Genomic DNA, 20,049 nt, shown 5'->3' with positions numbered 1-20,049 from the left:
AGCGCATATGACCCCGAGACGGGAGTGACCATGACCGAGACGGCCCCGCTGAGCGATCTGCTGTGGACCCGCGGCTACACGGACCCGGCCTGGATCCGCCGCTTCACATCCCAAGGCCGCGAGCTCTCCCCCAGCCGTAGGGTCTGGCGGGGGCAGGCTCCCGTCCGTCACCTGCCGCGCGGTGAGTCCGACCTCGACTCCCTCGACCTCGTCACCGACGCGGGCCCGCTGAAGCTTCCGGACCTGTTCACCGCGGCCCGGACGGACGCGTTCCTGGTGATGCACCGGGGCCAGGTCGTCTACGAGCGTTATATGCACGGCGCGGACGCGCACACCCCTCACTTCAACGCGTCGGCGGCCAAGTCCTACCTCGGCCTCGCCGCGGCGACACTCGCCCATCAGAGGCTGCTGGACCGTACCGCCCCGGCCTCCGCCTACGTCCCCGAACTCGCCGGAACTGCCTTCGGTGACGCCCGGGTCCAGGACCTGCTGCACATGGGTACGCAAGTGAGCTACGCGGGCCGCCGCTTCGACAAGGCGATCGAGGCCCAGCGGTACTACGCGGTCATCGCCCCGCAGTTGCGGCCGTTCGGCTACAGCGGGCCGACCGGCATCCGCGAGCACCTGCTGACCGCCCGTGCCACCGGGGCGCCGGGAAAAGAGTTCCGCTACGAGAACGGCAATGTGGAGACGTTGGCCGAAGTCCTGCGCCGGATAACGGGCCTCACGACGTCGGCCCTGCTCAGTGACCTACTGTGGAGCAAACTGGGAGCGGAGGAGGACGCGTACTACATCCTGGACGGCGACGGGGTCGAGGCCGCGTGCGGAGGGTTCAGCGCCACGGCGCGGGATGTGGCCCGGATCGGTGAAATGCTGCGCTGCGGCGGGGCCGTGGGGGACCGGCAGGTGGTCCCGGAGGAGGTGGCCTGCACGATCGTCAGCGGCGTGCCCGACGGTTACCCCCGCCGCGTCCGCTTCCCGGCCGCACCGCCCGACTCACCCGCCAACCTCTCCTACCACGACCTGTGGTGGATCCCGAACGACCCGTACGACTCCTACCTGGCCAGCGGCATCCACGGCCAGCGGCTCTTCGTCTCGCCGGGCCTGGACCTGGTGGTCGTCCACTTCGGCTCGCAGGTCATGTCGCCCGCGGTGGAGCCGGTCCCGCTGGTCCAGGCGTTCGTACGGATCGGCATTCATCTCAATTCATAAGAAAGCAAGGTGAGCTGGAAGCGCCGGGCCTTGTGTCAGTACCGGCTCTCCTGCAAGGGCCCGTGTCGTCCCGGTGCTCGCGCTCGTCCCCCGCGCGCAGCGCCAGGGACTCAGGGGCCAGCAGGTGGGCGCAGTCCCGCTCGACGCGGATCAGCCCGTCGCGCCGGAGCCGGGCCAGCGCCCGGTTGACGGTCACCCTCGTCACGCCGAGCGTGTCCGCCAGCGCCTGCTGTGTCCCGGGGCTCCGCACCCGCGCGGGTCCCGGGGCGCCCGCCTGCCTGAGCACGCTGCCGACGGGGTGGCCGCGCGGCACGGACGCGGCCCACAGCTCCCGCAGCCGCGCCTCGGGCACCGACGCGAACAGCGGCACGGCGCCCAGCGCGCGCCACGTCAACGGCTCGTCCCCGGCCATGGCCACCTCCCCCGACCCCGACGTCACTGATCGGACCACCGGACGGCGATCGTGCAGAGCCGCTTCGTCGCCCGGGTGAGCGCGACGTAGAGGTCCCGCTCGCCTCCGGAGCGGGCCGCGATGATCTCCTCCGGGTCCACGACGACGACCGCGTCGAACTCCAGACCGCGCGCCTCGGACGCCGGTACGAGCCGCGCCTGCCGCGCGATCCCCGCGGACGTCAGCTCGTCCAGCCTGGTGTCCGCGCAGATCACCCCGAGCAGTTCACCGGGGTGCGCCGCGGCCTGGGCCCGGAGCTCCTGTGTGACGGTGGCGGCAAGTGTGTGCGGGGGTGCGGTGCGGGTACGGGGCGCCTCACCGCGACGGATCGAGCGGCTCGGGGTCTGACCGGGGGCGATACGGGCGAGCAGATCCCGGGTGGTGGCCAGGATCTCCTGTGTGGTGCGGTAACTGACGGTCAGGGTGTGCAGGTCGAACCGCGAGCCGACATGGGGGTTCAGCGCCTGCTGCCAGTCGTGTGCGGTCGACGCCGGGCCCGCCTGGGCGAAGTCGCCCACTAGGGTCATCGACCTGGCCGGGCAGCGGCGCACGACCATCCGCCACTGCATGGCGGTCAGCTCCTGCGCCTCGTCGACGACGACGTGTCCGTACGTCCGCTCCGGCGGGCCGTCGAGCAGGCTCGCCGCCTCGTCCAACAGCGGCACATCGGCGTCGGTCCACTCGTCGGCCCACGCGTCGGCCCGCGCGTCGGTCCACGCGTCGGTCCGCCCGTCGGTCCTCCGCCCACCGTCGGCGTGCGGAGTGCGCAGCAGCCGGGACCGTTCGTCATCGGTCAGCCGCGGCAGATGCTCGGCGAGTGCGTCGGGGTCCGTCAGGAGGGCCCGTACGACGTCGTCGGGCGCGAGCCGTGGCCACAGCGCTTCCACGGCACCGTCGAAGTGGGCGTCGTCCAGGAGGTTCGCCCGGACGGCCCGGGCGTCGAACTCATCGGCCGGCCCCTCGGCCGGTGCGTCGTCGAGGCCGAGCCGGCGCAGGTCGGCCGCCGCGGCCCGGTCGAGGTCGAGGCCGGTGCTCTGCGCGACCTCGGCGTCGATGCGCTCCAGGGTCTCGGCCGTGCCGCGTTCCAGCGCGTGGGTGACGGCGTCGGCCAACAGCTCCTTGAACACCTGGCGCGCCCGGTTGTGTCCCACGTCGGCTGCCACGGCCGCGTCGCGTGCCCTGGCGACATCCCCGTCCTCCAGGCGGATCCATTCCTGTCCCACGCGCACGGCGAAGTCACCGCCCGGTGCCTGCCGGGCGCGGACCAGGCCCGCCAGGGCGTCGGCCAGCGCGGTGCCGCCCTTCAGGCGGGCCGTGTCGATCGGCTCCACGGCGTCCGGAACGACCCTTGCCCTTGCCAGCTCCTGACAGGTCGACAGGACGACATCGTTCTCCCCGAGCGAGGGCAGGACCTGGGAGATGTAGTCCAGGAACCGCGCGTTGGGGCCGAGCACCAGGACACCGCGCTCGGCGGCGCGCGGAAACGCGTACAGCACATAGGCCGCCCGGTGCAGCGCCACTACCGTCTTGCCGGTGCCGGGGCCGCCCTGCACCACCGTCACCCCCCGGTGCGGGGACCGGACGACGTCGTCCTGCTCCGCCTGCAGCGTCGCGACCGCCGCCCGCATCCGTCCCGTACGCCGCGCCTGCAGCGCCTCCGCCAGCGGGCCGTCGCCGACGACGTCGTCGGCAGTGGGGGCGGAGCCGTCCAGCAGCTCATCGCTCACCGCCGCCACCGCGCGGCCCTCCAGCCGCAGATGACGGCGGCGCCGCAGGCTCATCGAATGGATCGGGGTCGCCTCGTAGAAGGGCCGCGCCGCTTCCGCGCGCCAGTCCACGAGCAGCGGCAGATCGTCCTCGTCCGTGTGCAGGCCGAGACGTCCGATGCGCAGGGCCGTACCGTCCGCACCGTCGATCCGGCCGAAGACCAGCCCCTCCTCGGCCCCTTCCAGCCTGCGCACCTCCCTCGCCAGACGCCCGGCGGCGACCTCGCGCTCGTACACCTCGCCCGCGCTGTCGCTCCGCCCGGCCGATGCCTTCAGCACATCGGCCAACTGCGTCCGCGCATCGGCGATCCGCTCGCTGATCAGTCCGTACAGGGCAGACACATGGGTCTGCTCCAACTCGACCTGGCACCGCGCGGCGGTATCGGTGATCTGCGACAACACATGGCTCCTCTCGGGAATTCAGCCGCACCACTATGCGGCTGAATTCCCGAGAAAGTAAGTCTTGACTTACTTGGGCGGATCGGCCCTCAAAAGCTACCGCCCCGGGGCATCGCTCAGGGCGCGGTGCGGGTGAAATGGAACGGGCATGTGGTGCCGCCCTGGCCGATGGTGGTGGCACGGTCGAAGCGGAACCCGTGCCTTTCCGGGTCGATCGCCTCGATCCAGTTCCCGCCGAACGCGCACATGACAGGCGTCAGTTCCGCAGCGGAATTCGCCGTGAATACGTGGTGGCAGAAACACCGGTGAATGTCCACCAGATATCGCTGATCGTCGTCGGCGGGGCGCTGAAAGATGAAGGTCTTGCCGAAGGCGTATTCCCTTCACCCCCGCCCCCGAACGCCTGGCCGCCCGCCCCGCCCACTGCGAACGCCTCACCACCCTGCGCGAGGCGGGCGAACTGGTGGCGGCCGGGCCGTGGGCGGACGACACGGGCGCGCTCCTCGTCTTCGACGTGGACCGGGTGCGCCTGGACCGGATCCTGGCGGCGGATCCGCATACGGCGTGACAGGGGTCGAGGTGGTACGGGTGCGGGAGTGGACGCCGGTGGTCGGGCCATAGAGCCGCCACCGAGCGGGGCTTCAGGTCCGGGCGGTTGAGGCCCCGGGCGGTTCAGGCCCCGGGCGGTTCAGGCCCCGGGCGGTTCAGGCCCCCGGCGGTTCAGGCCCCGGCGATGACCGTGGTCACGACCTTGCGGACGGCGTCGGCCTCGGGCGGGGTGCCCTTGCGGTCGGCGAACAGCAGATGTGCGGCCCCGATCAGCGTGGGGGCGAGCGTGTCGAGGTCCGCGTCCGCCGCGATGCGCCCCAGGTCGCGCTCGGCGGCGAGGTAGCCGGCGACCATGGCCGCCGCCTCGGTCAGCACCGGGAGCCCGGTCGTCGGCCTGGTCTCGCGCAGCCGGGCGCGCAGGTCGTCGCGGGAGATGACGAGGCCGACGACGGCCACGGCGACCGAGCCGAAAAGCTCCGTCAGCGCGCGGGTGAGGTTGTCGGCGACGGTGCCGGTCCCGGCGGACTCGCGCAGGGCGGCGGCCTGGTGGTCGAGCCGGGCGATGCGGTCCAGCACGAGCTCGGCGAGGAAGGCGTCGAAGTCGGCGAAGTGCCGGTGCAGCACCCCCTTGGCGCAGCCCGCCTCCGTGGTGACCGCGCGGCTGGTCAGCGCGCTCGGTCCGTCCCGGAGCAGGACGCGCTCGGCGGCGCCGAACAACTGCTCGCGCGCATCGCGCAGGGCGACCCCTGTTGGCATCGTCCGCACCTCCTCCTGGCTTGGTGGGACTGTACCCGGTTGACGAGTGGGCAATCGCCCACTCATAGTGGGCACATGCCCACTACTGGATCTGAGCAAGCACCTCGTTCCGGACGCGAGTCCCATCACGCCCGCGAGATGGCGGAGTCATTCGGCTCGGACGCCGAACGCTACGACCGGGCCCGGCCCCGCTACCCCGACGCCCTGGTGGACGCGATCACCGCCGCGAGCCCCGGCCCCGACGTCCTCGACGTCGGCATCGGGACCGGCATCGCCGCCCGGCAGTTCCAAGCGGCCGGCTGCACGGTGCTGGGCGTCGACGTGGACGCCCGCATGGCCGAGTTCGCCCGCCGCGGCGGCGGGCTCGACGGCGGCGCGCTCGAGGTCGAGGTCGCGGCCTTCGAGGCCTGGGACCCGGCCGGCCGGACCTTCGACACGGTCATCGCCGGCCAGACCTGGCACTGGATCGACCCGGTCGCCGGAGCGGCCAAGGCCGCCGGGGTGCTGCGGCCCGGCGGCCGACTGGCCGTGTTCTGGAACGTGTTCCAGCCCTCACCCGATGTCGCGGAAGCCTTCGCCGAGGTCCACCGCCGGGTCCTGCCCGACTCGCCCCGCAACCCCTGGGCCGCACTCGACCCCTACTCGACGCTGTTCACCAAGGCGGTCGACGGAATACGGCAGACGGGCGCGTTCGGCGAGCCGGAGCGGCGGCGGTTCGACTGGGAGCGCGGCTACACCCGGGAGGAGTGGCTGGATCAGCTCCGTACCGGCGGCGACGCGAGCCAGCTGCCACCGGCCAAGCTGGCGGAACTGCTGACCGGCACCGGGGCCGCGATCGACGCGATGGGGGGCGGCTTCACGATGCGGTACGCCACGGTGGCGGCGATCGCGGAGCGCACCGGGGCCGCCTGACCCGGCGTACGGGCCGGCGCCTGTCCCCGCCCCGCCCTGGCGGCAACCATGGCGGAGGGCGTCCGTTGGCTCGTGTGTGACCACCAGCCTGGACGCCCTTGGGGGCTGAGCGTCCGGCCGGGGGCGGCAGACGTCACCGTTCGGCGCCCCGGGCCTCTGCCATGTTCTTGATCACGGCGGGCAGCAGCCCGGGGAACCGCTCCTCGAACTCGTCCGCCCGCAGCCGGGCGCTCTGCTGCTGCCCCTGGTGGCTTCGCCAGATGAGCCCGCACTCGCGCAGGACCCGGAAGTGGTGCGAGGCGTTCGACTTGCTGATGCCCAGGTCGTTGTAGATCACCGAGCACTCGGTCTCGCCGCGCTCGGCGAGCAGCGCGACGATCCGCAGGCGCAGCGGATCGCTCAGCCCGTGCATCGCCTGGGCCAGGCTGACGTTGGCCAGTTCGGCATGGAATCTGTCCCGCATGGCATCGACCCTACTGCGCCCGTCGGGGCTTCCAAAGGTTCAATGACCCTTGTACCGTTGGACCATGAACCCAAGGATCTACCTCCTGGCTCTTGGCACCTTCACCGTGGGAACCGAGGGATACGTGATCGCCGGCGTACTCCCCGACGTGGCCCACGACCTCCACTCGACGGTGGCCCTGTGCGGCCAGATGGTCACGGTCTTCGCCCTGGTCTACGCCCTCGCGGGACCGCCCCTGATCGGCCAGTTCCAGCACGTGCCCCCCAAACGGCTCCTGGTCTGGGCCGCGTTGGGGTTCGCCGCCGCCAACGTACTCGCGGCCGTCTCCCCCGACTTCGCGACGCTGGCCATGGCCCGCGTCCTGGCCGCACTGGGCGCGGCCCTGTTCGCGGCACCGGCGGCCGCTGCGGCGGCAGCGCTGAGCAAACCCGAGGAGTTGCCACGCGCGATCGCCGTCACCGCCGGCGGCAACGCGGTCGCCCTCACCCTCGGCGCCCCCATCGGCACGGTGGTCGGCGCGGCGCTGGGCTGGCGGGCGTCCTTCGGCTTCGTCGCCGCCTTGGCCCTGGTCACCGCCCTGGCCATCGTGACCTGGCTGCCTGACGTTCCCGGTACGGCGGGCGCGACGGCGGGACGCCTGAACCTGCTGCGCCGGGGCCCGGTCCGCTGGGGCCTGGTGACGACGTTCGGTCTCTTCCTCGCGGCCTACACGATGTACACGTACATCACCCCCATCGCCCACCGGGCGGCCGACCTGGGCAGCACCGGCGTCGCCGCGCTGATGGTGGTGTTCGGCGCGGGCGGCTTCACTGGTGGCCGGCTCATCGGCTCGGTGCTGGCGAAGCACGCGCTGACGAGGGTGCTGCGGACGGCGCTACTGTTGATCACCGTGTTCCTGGCGGTCCTGACGCTGCTGGCGCTGGCCCACATCCCGACGGCGGCCCGAATCATCGCCTTCCCGCTCCTGTTCGCCTTCGGCATGGCCTGGTGGTCGGGCGGCATCAGCCAGCAGACCCGGCTGGCGGGCCTGGCCCCGCAGCAGCGCTCCCAGGCCCTCGGGCTGCACTTCTCGGCCCAGTTCCTGGGCGTCGCGGTCGCCGGTGCGCTCGGGGGCGTGACCCTGTCCGCGGCGGGCGCCGCCGGAGTGCCCGCGGTGGCCGGGGCGATCGCCCTGGCGGCACTGGTGAGCGTGCGTCAGGTGCTGCCGACGGCGAGCGACACCAGCGATGACGGTACGGCGACGGCCGCGCCGGCCGGACGGGGGTCGGCACGGGTGCGGTGAGCGGGTCCGCAGTCGAAATCAGCGCTCAGTGGGCTTGTCCTGCAGTGGCGTCGTCGAGCGTGATGCAGATACCCACCGTGCCCTCCCGGCCACGGCGCAGCACGCTCCCCCACACGGTGAGCCGCCCGGTCAGGCCGTACTTGCGGCGCAGGAGCCCGCGATAGCGCTCGACGTCGGCCCCGTACAGGACCTCGGCGCGGCCGGGGACGTCGTCGCCGCGTCGGTTGCCGCGCAGATCACACGGCGCGACCAGGACATCGCCCCGACTCGTCAGGAGGGGCCGCGGCTTCACCATAGCTGTCCACTTGGCTGTCCCCCTCGGGCGCCGCCCGGCCGATGTGCTCACCACCGTCGGCCCAGGGACCGGCACCGGCGCCGGCCCCTGCCGTGCCCCCCTCGGCGGGCGGACCTCACGCCGCCTGCCTCACCGACATCACCGCCCACGGCGAGAGGTCCACATCGATCTCAAGCACGCCATTGTCAGGCACAGTCAGCGTGAAAGTGCGGAGTGCGTCGGCAACAGCGCTCAAGTAACTGCTCTCCGCCCGAGACAAATTGAGGGGAGATCCGAGCTGGTGCCACGCTTCGGCGACGTTCCCGTGCTCCCAGTCCATGATCTCGACGAGGAACGTGGTCCCCGGCTTGAGTTCACCGATCGAGTGGCGAATCCTTCGGTTCGGCCCCATCCCGGCCAGCGCGCGCGTCGCTGGATACGAGTTCGCCGAGCCGACAGCCCTCATGGCCATCTCATCGGGGTAGTTGAAGAACAGCGCTGACACAGCCGATGTGCGGCTGTCCCGGGTCACGACGCCGTCGGACGTCGCGAGGAGTAGTCGGTCACCCAGCCGTCGGAGCATGGTGAACGCGTGGAATGTCGGTTTGTGAATTCCGGCCTCGTTCACAAGGCCGAACCCGCCGTGAAACGGCCCGAGCCCGGCTCCTCCCTCCTCGAACACGTCCGTGAAGGTCCAGTAGGCGATCGAGTCGGCGAGGGTGGCACATTTCAGGTACGCCCGCGTGATGTACGTCGCCGCGAACAGCGTGTCATGGATGAAGTCGCGGGCAGACGGCGAGGTCGACCACTCCGTGATATGGATCTCCGCGTCCGGATAGGCACTGTTCGCCACGAGATCGCGGAGGAGGACCAGGTCGTCGAACGTCGCATCGGCGTATCGGGCGATGTGGACCGCCTGGCCGTCGGCGCCGTACGCAAAATCGGTCGGGTACAGATGAGTCGAGATGAAGTCGACCGGAAGTTTGCGCTTCGCGCACCAGTCGATGAAGTCTTCGATCCACACCGGGCGCCAGTCGAGGGCGTCCACGTCGGACGCGCTGGCCGTTTCGCGACTCGCCGCACGGTCCTCGACTTCGCCCTTGTAGCGGTCGTCGGGCACGAAGACGCTCGTTGCGGGCCCGCCCACCTTCAATTCGGGATCGATGTTCTTGATCGCCGTCACAGTATGTTCGTAGAGTTCGAAGTACTCCGTCTTCGTTCCCGTCCAAAAATGCGGAACCAGGTTGGGTTCGTTCCACACCTCGAATCGCCATTCACACACCTCCGCGAGACCGTACCGGTCGATCCAGTGTTCGACCGAACGCGTCACCAGCTCGACCCAGCGCGCCATGTCCTTGGGTGGGCTGCAGTGAGCACCCCACCAGAACACCGTCTCGTGTACCGTCGCCAACTCGCGTGGCATGAATCCCAGCTCAACGAAGGGACGGGCGCCGGACTCCAGGATGAAGTCGAACACCTTGTCCACGTAGCTGAAGGTGTACACCGGGGAGGCCAGGGGCGTGTTCGGGCCGAACCCGTGACCATAGGTCTCCCGGTACACGAACATGTCGTCGTGAAAGATGCCGTGGAAGCGGATGTAACGGAATCCGCAGGCGTCGACAGCCTCGCTGAACTGCTGTTGCCAGTCTGCGCGCAGTGCCTCATTCGCTCGTCCGGCGCCGACGCACTCTGCCCAGATGTGCGGCAGCGCGCTCTCGTCGCGCAGGTCGCCGTCGATCCGGAACCGAGGTTCGCTCAGAGCGTCGTTTGTCATGGTCTCATTTCTTCGCAGAGTCGTTCATGGAAAACGGTCGACTTCGCCACGGTGCCGACGTCCGAAGCGTCGCCCTTAGCCCTTGACGGCGCCGAGCGACACGCCTGACTGCCAATACCGCTGCAGACTGAGGAACGCGATGATCAGCGGTATGATCGTCAGCAGCGAGGCGGTGAGCACGAGATTCTGGACGAGAGCGCCGTTCCCCGCGGTCGATCCCAGCTTGTTCCATCCGTTGAGTCCGATGGTCAGTGGATACCAGTTGGGATCCTTGAGCATGACCAGCGGTAGGAAGTAGTTGTTCCAGATCGATACGAACGAGAAGAGCAGGACCGTCACGCTTGCCGGTGCGAGCATCGGGAGCGCGATCTGAATGAAGGTCCTGAGCTCACCTGCGCCGTCGACCTTCGCGGCATCGAGCAGGTCCGTCGGCACGGCTTCGGCCGCGTACACCCACATCAGGTACAGCCCGAAGGGGTTGATGAAACTCGGTATGAGAACGGCCCACGGGGTGTTGGTGATGCCGAGATGCGCGAACAGCAAGAACTGTGGGATCGCCAGGGCGATGCCCGGCACCGCGATCGATCCCAGAATGACGAACAGGAACACGCGCTTGCCGTTGAAGTGGAGCTTCGCCAGGGCATACCCGCCGAGGGCCGCCAGAAACGTCGACACGACCGCGCCCACGACGACGTAGATGACGGTGTTGAGCAGCCACCGGGAGAAAATGCCGTCCTGGTATCTGAACACCTCGACGATGTTGTCCCACAGGGCGAACTTGTGACCGGGCGCGAGCCCGAACGTGGAGACGAAGTCGGCCTGTGACTTGCTCGCGTTGATGACCAGCCACACGAGCGGCAGCAGACAGTACAGGGCGGACAGCCCTGCCATGACAGTGAGAGTTACGCTCTTCTTGGGGTTTTCCACGCTGTAGAGGCGACGGCGGTCGCGGTCATGACGAACCGATGTGCCGGAGGTCGCGACTTCCCTGGATTCAGCTCGCACACTAGTGATCGAAGGCATTCCTCAGTCCTCTGATTTGGACGGCGTAGGCGACCGCGATCGTGATCGCAGCCATGACGAGCGCGAGGGCTGCCGCATAGCCTTGCTGAGATCCGGTGAAGGCCAGGTTGTACGCGTACAGATTGGGCGTGTAGTCGCTAGTGATGCCGCTGTTGGCCACCATGGACGGCAGGATCTGCGGCTCGTTGAAAATCTGGAACGTGCCGATGATCGAGAAGATGATCGCGATGACCAGGGACCGTCGCAGTGCCGGTAGCTTGATTCTGCGGATTACTTGAAACTCGTTCGCCCCGTCGAGTGCCGCGGCCTCGTACAACTCGCGCGGGACGGCCTTGAGCACGGCGTAGAAGATGAGCATGTTGAAGCCGGTGAACGCCCAGGTCACCATCATCCCGATGGAGATGAGCGTGGTACTGGGGGTGAAGGGGTTGAGATCCGTGCCCAGAGCGTTGTTGAGGCTGCCGAACAGGCCATATTTGACGCCCAGCATGAATCCCCACATGAGAGTCGACACGACCCCCGGCACCGCATAGGGGAGGAAGATCGACACCCGCACGAACTTGGTGCCGTGCAGACGCCTGGAGTCCAACGCCAGCGCCAACGCCATGGCGAGGATCAACATGATCGGCACCTGGACGAGTGTGAACCAGAAGACCCGGCCTACACCGTCCCAGAACTGTGCGTCATGGAACAGCTTGGTGTAGTTGGCGAGCCCGGTGAACGTGTTGCCCCCGATAAGCTTCTGCTGGAAGAGGCTGAGGTAGCCGGCGTAGACGATCGGCACTATGTACACGAACAGGAACAGCAGTCCGAAAGGCGCGATGAACGCCAGTCCGATCTGTTTCCTGCCGCGCTTTCCGGCCGGCCCCCGGCGCTGCTTTGTATCTGACGACATCACAGCGGTGACGTCGAGACGGCCTGCGTGGCCCATTCCCGGTGTTCCTTTCGGTGCGCTGCCTACGCTGCCCTGGCGGGGAACCGCTAGTCCACCTCGAAACCCTGCTCATTGCCATACTTGGTCATGCGCTTCCTCCACTCCTCGAGGATTTCCGCGAGTGAGCCCTTTCCTGTGGTGTAGAACTTCGATACGAGGTCGGCGTAGGTCGATCGTGCCCACTCGAAGAACGGTGGGTACTGCCAGCCGCGCGCGACGATCTTCGAGGCCTTTGCCAGCACGGGGCCGACCTTCTGGTCACCGAAGTACTTGTCGACGTTGGTCCGGGAGTCCTTACTCGCCAACACCGACGTGTTCGGGACGAAGGCGCCCGCTTCGACGCGGGAAGAGAGGCCGCCGCCGTGCGTGAAGTACTCGAGGAACTTGAACGCCGCGTCCTTGTGCGCGGCAGCCGCGGGGATACCGAAGCCGCTTCCGCCGTTCTCAGCCCCGACCTCGTCGCCCTGCTTCCACTGCGGCATCAACGCGACTCTGAAGTCACCGGCGACCTTGGGTGCACGCTGAGGCAGTGACGAGGTCAGCCAGCCGCCCATGATCTGCGAGGCAAGGGTTCCGTCGTTGAGGGTGCGGTTCCAGTCGTCGGACCACGCCGTGACCTTGGTGTTGAGCAAGCCCTCGTCGAGCATCTTCTGCCAGAACGCCACGGCCTTGGTTGTGCCGGGATCCGTGAAGTCGATGTGCACCTTGGTGCCGTCCACCTGGAAGGGGCGACCGCCTGCCTGCCAGATGAGCGAGAGCAGGAAGAAGAGGTCCCCGGTGTCCTGGGCGATGTAGTGGTCACCACCGAGCGCGCGAACCTTCTTGGCGTCCTCGTAGTACTCGTCCCACGTGGCCGGAGGTTTCTTCACCCCGGCCTTTCTGAGAGTGGCCTCGTTGTAGAACATGACCGACGGACCGTAATCCGAAGGCATCGCGTAGACCTTGCCATCGACTGTCACGTCATTCCACGCGGCCTCGACGTAGTCCTTCTTGAACTTATCGGCGCCAAATTCCCCGAGATTGTCGAGCTTGCCGGGAATGGCAAAGTAGGGCACCGCGAAGTACTCGAACATCGCGAGGTCCGGCACGCCGGACCCGGCCTGGATCGCATTGTCGAGTGCCGTGTACTCGTCGTATGACGAGCCGGCGTTGACCACCTTGACCTTGATGTCCGGGTTCGCCGCCTCGAAACCGGGCACGGCCTTCGCGACCGTGTCGTCCCAGCTCCAGACGGTGAGGTTCACCCGGCCGTCGCCGCCGTCCGCCGATCCACTCGAGCAGGCGCCCAGTACGAGCGTCAGCACGAGCGCCGCGGAAGAGAGCCTTGCCTTCTTGCGGAGCGTCATGAGCCGCCTCCTCCTTGAGATGACCCGTAACTTTTTCGGAACCTTTTCGGAACTCGCGGCAACGTAATCGCCGCCATCCGCTCACGTCAAGGACTTGGACGTAATCGACACCAAGGTCGGCGCATGTGTAGCGTATGCTTGGGTTCGAAAAAGTTTCGACCACGAAACGGAGTCACGATGAGTCGGCGATCCAGTTCCGAACGAGCCACCCTCGCGGATGTCGCCCGGCTGGCCGGCGTCTCGACGGCGACCGCCTCGAAGGTCCTCAACGGGCGCAGCGACGTGGCGGCGAACACGCGCGACCTCGTCCTTGGCGTCATCGCCGAGCTCGGCTACAAGCCGACGACGGCGCGACGGGATGTGCAGCGGGAGCGCACGCTCGTCACTGTGCTCGACATCGTCGAGTCCCGCTACGCCGGGACGGTGCTCCAAGGGATCCTCGCGGCCGCGACCGCCGCACAGGCCGAGCTCCTCCTGCGCCTGCCGCCCGAAGACTGGATCGACACAAGCCGTACAGCGGCCCGTGCCTGGGTCGCGGACCTGCAGGCGTCCGGCGTCGTCGGCATCATCGTGCTCGCCGCCGCCGTGCCCGACCCGGTGCTCCTCGCCGCGGAGGACGCGGAGCTGCCGGTGGTGACGATCGACCCGATCGACACCACCGACTCGCGTGTCGTCAGCATCGGTTCCACCAACTGGGCGGGGGGTCGCTCGGCGACCGAGCACGTCATCAGGCTGGGCCACCGCAGGATCGCCTGGATCGGCGGCCCGCTGGGTTCCGCCCCCTCGGCAGAGCGCTTCCACGGGTACCAGGCCGCGCTGCACTCGGCGGGCATCACGCCGGACGGCGCGATGATCCGCCACGGCGCGTTCTCCGTCGAAGCGGGACTTCAGCACGCCCATGACATGCTGGCGCTCGACGAGCGGCCGACCGCGATCGTCGCGGGCAACGACGAAATCGCTGTCGGGGTGCTCGCTGCGGCCAATGAGCTCGGCATCACCGTCCCGGGGGATCTATCGGTTACCGGGTTCGACGACACGCCGCAGGCCCAATGGACAACCCCCCGGCTGACGTCCGTCGCGCAGCCTCTCGCCGGCATGGGCCGGATGGCCGTCGAGACCGCCCTCGGCATGGTCAACGGCGTCCAGCCCGCCTCCTGGCACCTCCAGCTGGCGACCACGCTCAATGTCCGTGACTCCACAGGCCCTGCCACATGACCTGATCCGCCCCCTCGGAGATCCATCGCGTCGCTTGCCCTCGACTCCGCCGACGATTCGACAGCGGCCCCCCGGAATCCCCGCCGGAACCCGTGGTCAAGGTCGGGGCCGGTGCGCTCACCACCGGTCCCAGTGCAGGACCTCCTCGCGCGGAATGCGGGGAGCGGGCTTGAAGTCGGTGCCGAGGGTGAAGGCCAGCGGGATGAACGCCGCCAGCATGACCTCCTCGTACGGCACGCCGAGCACCTGGGCCAACTCGCGTTCCAGCGGCCCCTGCGCGGTGGTCCACACCGTGCCCAGGCCGCGCGCCCGGGCGGCCAGCATGAAGCTCCACACCGCGGGCAGGATCGACCCCCACGCCCCCGCCTGCACGGCCACCGGGGCGCGGTCGGTCCGGCCCTCCACCCCGGGGATGACGAACGCGGGCACCCGATGGATGTTGTCGGCCAGGTGCCGCAGTCCGTCGAAGACCCGCTCGGTGGAACGGGCGTGATAGCTCATCCGCCACATGTCGCGCTCGGTCAGCGGCTGCCCGGCGGTCAGGGACAGGGCGCGCAGAAAGATATCGGCCACCGCCCGTCGCTGCTCCGGCTCGGTGACGACGAGGAAGTGCCAGCGCTGCCGGTTGCGCCCGGTGGGCGCCTGTACGGCCAGGTCCACGCACTCCTCGATCAGGGCACGAGGCACCGGGCGAGTGAGGTCCAGGCGCTTGCGTACCGCGCGGGTGGTGCTCAGCAGTTGGTCAGGGGTGAGATCCAGCGTCATGACGCTCCTCAGGAAGGTGAGGTGGTGGGTACGGAAGCGGGCGCGGGGCGGCGCAGGCGCATCGATTGACGGACAGACGATCGGACCGTATGGTCGCCAATCATCTGTTGTCAAACAATCTCTGGGGAGATCGATCTGCGGTAGGCTGACGGCTCACGGAGAAGGAGAGCGATGGCGACCACGAACAGAGCGGCGACCGACCGCACCCGGCCCGCGTACTTCGCGCGGCTCGCCGCCGAGCGGCTGGACATCGCGCTGTGCCGGGCCTCGGCCGCCGTGTCCCGCGCCGCCGACGCGCACGCGACCGAGGAAGGGCTCGGCGTCGGGCAACACCTCGTGCTCCAGATGCTCGACGCCGTCGGCCCCTGCTCCCAGCAGGCGCTCAGCGAGGAACTGCGGATCGACCGCAGCGTCATGGTCAGCATCTGCGACGACCTGGAGCAGTCGGGCCACATCCGCAGGGAGCGCAACCCCCGCGACCGGCGCTCCTACGCGGTCACCATCACCGACCCGGGCCGCCGAAGGCTCGCCGAGGCCCAGGCCTCGATCCCCACGTTCCTGGAGGACACCTTCCGCGTCCTCACCCCCGACGAGCGCGGCCAACTCGGCGCGATCCTCGGCAAACTCCTCCAGCCGGGGGACAGCGGGGAGCAGTAACGTGCCGGTCCATGACGGACGATGACGCGACGAACGCTCTGCTGATCAAGGCCAGTTCGCTGCTCCGCGACTGCGGCGAGCGGCTGATGGACGACGCGGAGACGGACGCGGTCCCGCGCCTGCTTGAGGAGGCGTCCCGCTGCTACGACGCCGTCGCGCGCAAGCTGAGCCCCGACGACGTGGAAACCGCCGTGACCGCCGCCACCGTCGCGGTCGGACGCTCGACGGTGGCGGCGCTGGCCCTGACGCGGTGCGTCCTCGACGAGCTGGACTGCGACTGGTCGTGGGAGGAGGAGAGCGACGGGCCGTACCTGGGCCATATGCGGGAGCTCGACGAGGACGGCATCAGCGAACCACTCGTCGCGCGGGCGATCGAGGCGGCTCGGGAAGCCCTGGACGCCGACCCCGGCGACCCTCTGGTGCCCCTCCAGCTGGCCCATGCGCTGTGCTGGTCCGGCGACCGGGACGGCGCGGTCGCCGCGTACGCCGAGGTGCTGCGGCGCGACCCCGAGGACCGTGTCGCGCGCGACAGGCTCGACGAGCTCGGGGAGGAGGTGCCCGAGGACGACGATTTCGACGGCACCGGGTCCCCGGACCGCTACGCGTTCGCCTTGGTCCGCGCAGAGGCCGGGAACGCGAGCTGGGGATGGTCCTCGACCGCGACCGCTTCCGGCTCGGTCGCCGCCGCGCGGAGCGACGCCGACGCGGTCCTCGGCAGCCTTGCCGACGCGGATCTCACCTGGGAAGAGCTCTCCGAAATGCTGAGGCTGACCCTCGAAATCCACCGTCCGGGCCAGCCGGTCACCCGCTTCGACCTCATCGGCCACGTCCCGGCCGAGCCCCGTAGCGGGTCATTCCTCATCGACTGGCCGGGCATCCCGGAGGGCGAGCCCTTGGACCCGCCCCTTCCGCCCGGACGGCCGGTCCGGATCGGCGGTCAGACCTGCTTCTACGGCGTCAGCGACGCCCCGCGTGGGTGAGGAAGGCGGTCCAGCCTGCCGTGTCGCGGGAGTGCGGGCGCCCCAAGGTGTTCCCGGGCTGACCGCCCGGCGGGCGCCCGCCGCACACGACACGCTTAGCTGTTCGGGCAGGTATCAGCCGAGGGCGGGTCAGCCCAAAGCGGGGTAGTCGGTGTAGCCGCGGTGGTCGCCTCCGAAGGAGGTGGCGCGGTCGGGGGTGTTGAACGGGCCGCCGGCGGCGAGGCGGGCCGGGAGGTCGGGGTTGGCCAGGTAGAGCGCGCCGTAGGCGATCAGGTCCGCCGTGCCGTCCTCCACCAGACCCAGCTCCTCCGGGCCGGTCGGGTCGGTTCCGGTGAACGGGTTGAGGATGAAGGTGCCGGGCCACTCCTTGCGCAGGCGCAGGACCAGGTCCCGTACGCCCGGGGCCTCCAGCTGGTGCAGATAGGCCAGGCCCAGCGGGGCCAGCCGCGCCACCAGGGCGCCGTAGGTCTCGTGAAGGTCGTCCTCGGCGATGTCGTTGTAGGGGTTGCCGGGCGAGATGCGGAAGCCCACCTTCTCCCCGCCGATGGCCTGGGCCACCGCGGTCGCCACCTCGACGGCGAAGCGGATACGGCCGTCGACCGAGCCGCCCCAGGCGTCGGTGCGCCGGTTGGCGTTGGGGGCGAGGAACTGGTGGACCAGGTAGCCGTTGGCGCCGTGGATCTCCACGCCGTCGAACCCGGCGGCGACCGCGTTGCGCGCCGCGGTGGCGAAGTCCTCGACGGTCCGGGCGACCTCGGCGTCGGTCAGTTCCTTGGGGGTGACGAAGTCCTTGGGGCCCTCGTGGGTGAACACCTGCCCCTGCGGCGCCACCGCGGAGGGGGCGACCGGCAGCAGCCCGTCCGGGAGCAGGCTGGGGTGGCCGATACGGCCGGTGTGCATCAGCTGCGCGAAGATCACCCCGTCCTCGCGGTGCACGGCGTCGGTCACCTTCCGCCAGGCCTCGACCTGCTCCTCGGAGTGCAGGCCCGGGGTGTCGGGGTAGCCCTGTCCGACCACCGACGGCTGGGTGCCCTCGGTGACGATCAGCCCGGCGCCCGCCCGCTGCGCGTAGTAGGTCGCCATCAGGTCCGTCGCGGTCGCCCCGGGGCCGTACGCGCGGCTGCGGGTCATCGGGGCCATCACGATGCGGTTGGCCAGGCGCTTGCCGCCCAGGTCGTACGAGTCGAATGCCGTCGGCATGATCACATTCCTTGTTCCCGGAGGGGCGCCGCACCGTGCGACACCATTGCCTGTCCGAACAAGTAAATCGAGGAAGGCCATTCCCGTAAAGCTGTGAGCTACGTCACTCATTCACCCTGTCCTGCCGCGATCTCCAGCGCACACGGGCTCAGTCCGTGCCGGTATCGAGCGCGATAGGCTCGTTCCTGCTCGAGCAGCTACACATCGCAGCGAGGGACGAATGAGTCAGCCGAAGGACACGCCCGGCAGCAAGTCCGGCAGCCAGTCCGACGCCCAGTCGGCCGCCGCCGAAGCCGCGGCGACGGCCGAGATGGCCATGCCGCCCTCCGTCCAGGCCGGCGCCATGACTCACGCGATCTTCCGCGTCGCCCGGCTGCACCGCATGCTCGCCGCGCAGCTCCTGCGCCGCGTCGGCCTCCACCCCGGCCAGGAGCTGGTCATGATGCAGCTGTGGGACCTCGGCCCCCAGCGCCAGGCCGACCTGGTGCGTCTGCTCGGCTCCGACGCGGCCACCATGACCCGCACCGTCCGACGCCTCGAACACGCCGGCTTCGTCCGCCGCCACCCCTGCGCCGCCGACAAACGCGCCTTCATCATCGAACCCACCACCGCCAGCCTCGCCCTGCGCCGCCAGGTCGAGGAGATCTGGGCCGAACTCGAAAGCTCCGTCGCCGACAGCCTGACCCCCGACCAGCAGACGGAAGCCATCGACGCCCTGACCCGTATCGAACGCAGCCTCGTCCACGCCACCGCACGGCACGCCTCCGCCGAGCAGTAACGTGCCGGGCCGGTCCACACGGTGAGACCACGCCGGCCTCGCGCAGCGATCACCGTGGCGTGTGCCGTCAGACGGCCGATGCCGCCTGGGCCCGCTCCCGCACGACACGGCGGCGCAGGGGCCGGACCCCGAACGCCGGGTTGGCAACGCCCCAGGCCGCGCCTTTGCAGATCAGCTCCTTGTAGACGGCGGCGAACCGTCCGGTCAGGGCCGCCCTGACGGCGCGGTCGTCGGCGGAGACGTACTGGATCAGGCCTTCCTTGCGGCCCAGCGAGATGCACTGGTTGAAGTAGCGGAGCGACACGTTCGGGAGCTTCCCGCCGGTCAGCCGCGCCGCGATGGCGTCGGCGGCCTGCCACGCGGTGGGGACGCCCGAGGCGCACGACATACGCAGCGGCTTGTCGCCGGGGCCCATCGCCATGGCCGCGTCGCCGATGGCGTACACGTCCGGGTGCGAGACCGAGCGCATGGTTCGGTCAACGACGATCTGGCCGGTGCCGGTGACCTCCAGGGTGGTGGCCTGCGCGATCGGATGGACCGCGAAGCCGGTGGTCCACACGGTGACCGCGGCCGGGATGGCGTTGCCGTCGGCGGTGAGGACGCGGTCGGCCTCGACGCCGGTGACGGCGGTGTGCTCGTGCGCGGTGATGCCGAGCCTGTCGAAGACCTTCCGCAGGTGCCGGCTGCCTTTGGGCGAGAGCCAGTCGCCGAGGCCGCCGCGGGCGGCAAGGGCGACGTCGAGGTCCGGGCGGGCCTCGGCGATCTCGGTCGCGGCCTCCAGGCCGGTGAGGCCGCCACCGACGACGACCACGGGCTGTCCGGCGTCCAGGCGGGCCAGGCGCTCACGCAGCCGGAGCGCTCCGGGGCGGCCCCCGATCTCGTGGGCGTGCTCGGCGGTGCCGGGGACACCCTGGTCGTTCCAGCCGCTGCCGAGGGCGTACACGAGGGTGTCGTACGCCAGCTCCTCGGCGCCGTTCTCGTCGCTGACGGCGACGGTCTTGCGGTCGACGTCGACGCCGGTGACCTTCGCGAGCTTCAGTTCGACGCCCGTGCCCGCGAACATCTCGTGGAAGGGCCGGGGCTTGAGGTCCTGGCCGACCGCCAGTTGGTGCATCCGGACCCGCTCGACGAAGTCGGGCTCGGCGTTGACGAGGGTGATGGCGACGTCCTCGCGGCTCAGCCGCTTGGCGAGGCGCCCGGCGGCGATGGCTCCGGTGTATCCGGCGCCGAGGACGGTGATGCGGTGCGGCATGTCCGTGCTCCTGTCTGTTCCTGCCTTCAGCGAGTCGCCCCTTGAACCGGGCGGCCCGCCG

21 protein-coding genes are annotated in these 20,049 nt (G+C 69.6%); 8 read left to right on the top strand and 13 right to left on the bottom strand.

Features of this window, described 5'->3' with window-relative positions; all coding sequences use genetic code 11:
* Positions 1-30 precede the first annotated feature (30 nt).
* On the top strand, positions 31-1,212 hold the full coding sequence (locus ACFZDL_RS36655; protein WP_353594868.1) for a serine hydrolase domain-containing protein: 1,182 nt from the start codon (positions 31-33) through the stop codon (positions 1,210-1,212).
* On the opposite strand, the gene ACFZDL_RS36650 is transcribed toward ACFZDL_RS36655, so the two are convergent.
* From ACFZDL_RS36650 to ACFZDL_RS36640, 3 genes are all read right to left on the bottom strand, one after another.
* Positions 1,202-1,624, bottom strand: a complete 423-nt coding sequence (locus ACFZDL_RS36650) for a helix-turn-helix domain-containing protein (protein WP_353594869.1) — start codon at positions 1,622-1,624, stop codon at positions 1,202-1,204. The genes ACFZDL_RS36655 and ACFZDL_RS36650 overlap by 11 nt on opposite strands.
* A 23-nt stretch (positions 1,625-1,647) precedes the next feature.
* The gene (locus ACFZDL_RS36645) at positions 1,648-3,828 is read right to left on the bottom strand and encodes an AAA family ATPase (protein WP_353594870.1); all 2,181 of its coding nucleotides are present in this window, start codon (positions 3,826-3,828) and stop codon (positions 1,648-1,650) included.
* A gap of 116 nt (positions 3,829-3,944) precedes the next feature.
* Positions 3,945-4,184 (bottom strand): L-2-amino-thiazoline-4-carboxylic acid hydrolase, encoded by a 240-nt coding sequence (locus tag ACFZDL_RS36640; protein WP_353594955.1) that lies wholly within the window; start codon positions 4,182-4,184, stop codon positions 3,945-3,947.
* A 20-nt stretch (positions 4,185-4,204) separates the two neighbouring features.
* On the opposite strand from ACFZDL_RS36640, the gene ACFZDL_RS36635 reads away from it, so the two are divergent.
* Positions 4,205-4,396 carry a YciI family protein gene (locus ACFZDL_RS36635; protein WP_391193437.1) on the top strand — a complete coding sequence of 64 codons (192 nt, stop codon included), beginning with the start codon at positions 4,205-4,207 and terminating at the stop codon, positions 4,394-4,396.
* Positions 4,397-4,548: 152 nt separating this feature from the next.
* Here the strand turns inward: ACFZDL_RS36635 and ACFZDL_RS36630 are convergent, their stop codons facing one another.
* Positions 4,549-5,133, bottom strand: a complete 585-nt coding sequence (locus tag ACFZDL_RS36630; protein WP_353594871.1) for a TetR family transcriptional regulator — start codon at positions 5,131-5,133, stop codon at positions 4,549-4,551.
* Between the two features lie 75 nt (positions 5,134-5,208).
* On the opposite strand from ACFZDL_RS36630, the gene ACFZDL_RS36625 reads away from it, so the two are divergent.
* A complete protein-coding gene (locus ACFZDL_RS36625) occupies positions 5,209-6,045 on the top strand; it encodes a methyltransferase domain-containing protein (RefSeq protein WP_391193419.1) in 837 nt (278 codons plus the stop codon).
* A 133-nt stretch (positions 6,046-6,178) separates the two neighbouring features.
* On the opposite strand, the gene ACFZDL_RS36620 is transcribed toward ACFZDL_RS36625, so the two are convergent.
* The gene (locus tag ACFZDL_RS36620) at positions 6,179-6,508 is read right to left on the bottom strand and encodes a metalloregulator ArsR/SmtB family transcription factor (protein ID WP_353594873.1); all 330 of its coding nucleotides are present in this window, start codon (positions 6,506-6,508) and stop codon (positions 6,179-6,181) included.
* Between the two features lie 64 nt (positions 6,509-6,572).
* On the opposite strand from ACFZDL_RS36620, the gene ACFZDL_RS36615 reads away from it, so the two are divergent.
* Positions 6,573-7,790 carry an MFS transporter gene (locus ACFZDL_RS36615; RefSeq protein ID WP_353594874.1) on the top strand — a complete coding sequence of 406 codons (1,218 nt, stop codon included), beginning with the start codon at positions 6,573-6,575 and terminating at the stop codon, positions 7,788-7,790.
* 25 nt (positions 7,791-7,815) lie between these two features.
* Here ACFZDL_RS36615 and ACFZDL_RS36610 read toward each other — a convergent pair whose 3' ends face one another.
* The 5 genes from ACFZDL_RS36610 to ACFZDL_RS36590 all read right to left on the bottom strand — a co-directional run bounded on the left by ACFZDL_RS36610 (position 7,816) and on the right by ACFZDL_RS36590 (position 13,141).
* The gene (locus tag ACFZDL_RS36610) at positions 7,816-8,085 is read right to left on the bottom strand and encodes a hypothetical protein (protein WP_391193417.1); all 270 of its coding nucleotides are present in this window, start codon (positions 8,083-8,085) and stop codon (positions 7,816-7,818) included.
* A 115-nt stretch (positions 8,086-8,200) separates the two neighbouring features.
* Positions 8,201-9,838, bottom strand: a complete 1,638-nt coding sequence (locus tag ACFZDL_RS36605; RefSeq protein ID WP_353594875.1) for a beta-xylosidase — start codon at positions 9,836-9,838, stop codon at positions 8,201-8,203.
* Between the two features lie 75 nt (positions 9,839-9,913).
* A complete protein-coding gene (locus ACFZDL_RS36600; RefSeq protein ID WP_391193415.1) occupies positions 9,914-10,861 on the bottom strand; it encodes an ABC transporter permease subunit in 948 nt (315 codons plus the stop codon).
* Positions 10,845-11,756, bottom strand: coding sequence for an ABC transporter permease subunit (locus tag ACFZDL_RS36595; protein ID WP_391193435.1), 912 nt, complete (start codon positions 11,754-11,756; stop codon positions 10,845-10,847). Before ACFZDL_RS36595 ends, ACFZDL_RS36600 begins: the two co-directional genes overlap by 17 nt.
* A gap of 86 nt (positions 11,757-11,842) precedes the next feature.
* Positions 11,843-13,141, bottom strand: a complete 1,299-nt coding sequence (locus ACFZDL_RS36590) for a sugar ABC transporter substrate-binding protein (RefSeq protein ID WP_353594879.1) — start codon at positions 13,139-13,141, stop codon at positions 11,843-11,845.
* Between the two features lie 177 nt (positions 13,142-13,318).
* Here ACFZDL_RS36590 and ACFZDL_RS36585 point away from each other — a divergent pair, with 177 nt between their 5' ends.
* Positions 13,319-14,356: a substrate-binding domain-containing protein gene (locus tag ACFZDL_RS36585; RefSeq protein ID WP_353594880.1), complete on the top strand. Its 1,038-nt coding sequence runs from the start codon at positions 13,319-13,321 to the stop codon at positions 14,354-14,356.
* A 117-nt stretch (positions 14,357-14,473) separates the two neighbouring features.
* On the opposite strand, the gene ACFZDL_RS36580 is transcribed toward ACFZDL_RS36585, so the two are convergent.
* A complete protein-coding gene (locus ACFZDL_RS36580) occupies positions 14,474-15,121 on the bottom strand; it encodes a nitroreductase family protein (RefSeq protein WP_353594881.1) in 648 nt (215 codons plus the stop codon).
* A gap of 171 nt (positions 15,122-15,292) precedes the next feature.
* Between ACFZDL_RS36580 and ACFZDL_RS36575 the strand changes: the two genes are divergently transcribed.
* Both ACFZDL_RS36575 and ACFZDL_RS36570 read left to right on the top strand, forming a co-directional pair.
* The gene (locus tag ACFZDL_RS36575; RefSeq protein WP_353594882.1) at positions 15,293-15,778 is read left to right on the top strand and encodes a MarR family winged helix-turn-helix transcriptional regulator; all 486 of its coding nucleotides are present in this window, start codon (positions 15,293-15,295) and stop codon (positions 15,776-15,778) included.
* A gap of 11 nt (positions 15,779-15,789) precedes the next feature.
* A complete protein-coding gene (locus ACFZDL_RS36570) occupies positions 15,790-16,758 on the top strand; it encodes a tetratricopeptide repeat protein (RefSeq protein WP_353594883.1) in 969 nt (322 codons plus the stop codon).
* Between the two features lie 129 nt (positions 16,759-16,887).
* Here ACFZDL_RS36570 and ACFZDL_RS36565 read toward each other — a convergent pair whose 3' ends face one another.
* The gene (locus ACFZDL_RS36565) at positions 16,888-17,958 is read right to left on the bottom strand and encodes an alkene reductase (protein WP_353594884.1); all 1,071 of its coding nucleotides are present in this window, start codon (positions 17,956-17,958) and stop codon (positions 16,888-16,890) included.
* Positions 17,959-18,274: 316 nt separating this feature from the next.
* Here ACFZDL_RS36565 and ACFZDL_RS36560 point away from each other — a divergent pair, with 316 nt between their 5' ends.
* Complete coding sequence (locus ACFZDL_RS36560) at positions 18,275-18,736, top strand: MarR family transcriptional regulator (protein WP_353594957.1); 462 nt, start codon at positions 18,275-18,277, stop codon at positions 18,734-18,736.
* Between the two features lie 67 nt (positions 18,737-18,803).
* On the opposite strand, the gene ACFZDL_RS36555 is transcribed toward ACFZDL_RS36560, so the two are convergent.
* Complete coding sequence (locus ACFZDL_RS36555) at positions 18,804-19,988, bottom strand: FAD-dependent oxidoreductase (RefSeq protein WP_353594886.1); 1,185 nt, start codon at positions 19,986-19,988, stop codon at positions 18,804-18,806.
* Positions 19,989-20,049 lie beyond the last annotated feature (61 nt).

It is taken from the genome of Streptomyces sp. NPDC007917, assembly GCF_042959105.1.
Taxonomy (GTDB): Bacteria; Actinomycetota; Actinomycetes; order Streptomycetales; family Streptomycetaceae; genus Streptomyces.
The sequence above is the reverse complement of the archived record's forward strand: the minus strand, read 5'-3'. Positions and strand labels throughout refer to the sequence as shown.

What these genes read in the sequence shown, in the direction of transcription:
- ACFZDL_RS36650 (WP_353594869.1), bottom strand. Translation starts at nt 1,624, where the DNA reads ATGGCCGGGGACGAGCCGTTGACGTGGCGCGCGCTGGGCGCCGTGCCG.
- ACFZDL_RS36620 (WP_353594873.1), bottom strand. Translation starts at nt 6,508, where the DNA reads ATGCGGGACAGATTCCATGCCGAACTGGCCAACGTCAGCCTGGCCCAG.
- ACFZDL_RS36625 (WP_391193419.1), top strand. Translation starts at nt 5,209, where the DNA reads ATGCCCACTACTGGATCTGAGCAAGCACCTCGTTCCGGACGCGAGTCC.
- ACFZDL_RS36555 (WP_353594886.1), bottom strand. Translation starts at nt 19,988, where the DNA reads ATGCCGCACCGCATCACCGTCCTCGGCGCCGGATACACCGGAGCCATC.
- ACFZDL_RS36595 (WP_391193435.1), bottom strand. Translation starts at nt 11,756, where the DNA reads ATGTCGTCAGATACAAAGCAGCGCCGGGGGCCGGCCGGAAAGCGCGGC.
- ACFZDL_RS36600 (WP_391193415.1), bottom strand. Translation starts at nt 10,861, where the DNA reads ATGCCTTCGATCACTAGTGTGCGAGCTGAATCCAGGGAAGTCGCGACC.
- ACFZDL_RS36575 (WP_353594882.1), top strand. Translation starts at nt 15,293, where the DNA reads ATGGCGACCACGAACAGAGCGGCGACCGACCGCACCCGGCCCGCGTAC.
- ACFZDL_RS36570 (WP_353594883.1), top strand. Translation starts at nt 15,790, where the DNA reads ATGACGGACGATGACGCGACGAACGCTCTGCTGATCAAGGCCAGTTCG.
- ACFZDL_RS36580 (WP_353594881.1), bottom strand. Translation starts at nt 15,121, where the DNA reads ATGACGCTGGATCTCACCCCTGACCAACTGCTGAGCACCACCCGCGCG.
- ACFZDL_RS36585 (WP_353594880.1), top strand. Translation starts at nt 13,319, where the DNA reads ATGAGTCGGCGATCCAGTTCCGAACGAGCCACCCTCGCGGATGTCGCC.
- ACFZDL_RS36590 (WP_353594879.1), bottom strand. Translation starts at nt 13,141, where the DNA reads ATGACGCTCCGCAAGAAGGCAAGGCTCTCTTCCGCGGCGCTCGTGCTG.
- ACFZDL_RS36565 (WP_353594884.1), bottom strand. Translation starts at nt 17,958, where the DNA reads ATGCCGACGGCATTCGACTCGTACGACCTGGGCGGCAAGCGCCTGGCC.
- ACFZDL_RS36615 (WP_353594874.1), top strand. Translation starts at nt 6,573, where the DNA reads ATGAACCCAAGGATCTACCTCCTGGCTCTTGGCACCTTCACCGTGGGA.
- ACFZDL_RS36605 (WP_353594875.1), bottom strand. Translation starts at nt 9,838, where the DNA reads ATGACAAACGACGCTCTGAGCGAACCTCGGTTCCGGATCGACGGCGAC.
- ACFZDL_RS36610 (WP_391193417.1), bottom strand. Translation starts at nt 8,085, where the DNA reads ATGGTGAAGCCGCGGCCCCTCCTGACGAGTCGGGGCGATGTCCTGGTC.
- ACFZDL_RS36630 (WP_353594871.1), bottom strand. Translation starts at nt 5,133, where the DNA reads ATGCCAACAGGGGTCGCCCTGCGCGATGCGCGCGAGCAGTTGTTCGGC.
- ACFZDL_RS36655 (WP_353594868.1), top strand. Translation starts at nt 31, where the DNA reads ATGACCGAGACGGCCCCGCTGAGCGATCTGCTGTGGACCCGCGGCTAC.
- ACFZDL_RS36560 (WP_353594957.1), top strand. Translation starts at nt 18,275, where the DNA reads ATGCCGCCCTCCGTCCAGGCCGGCGCCATGACTCACGCGATCTTCCGC.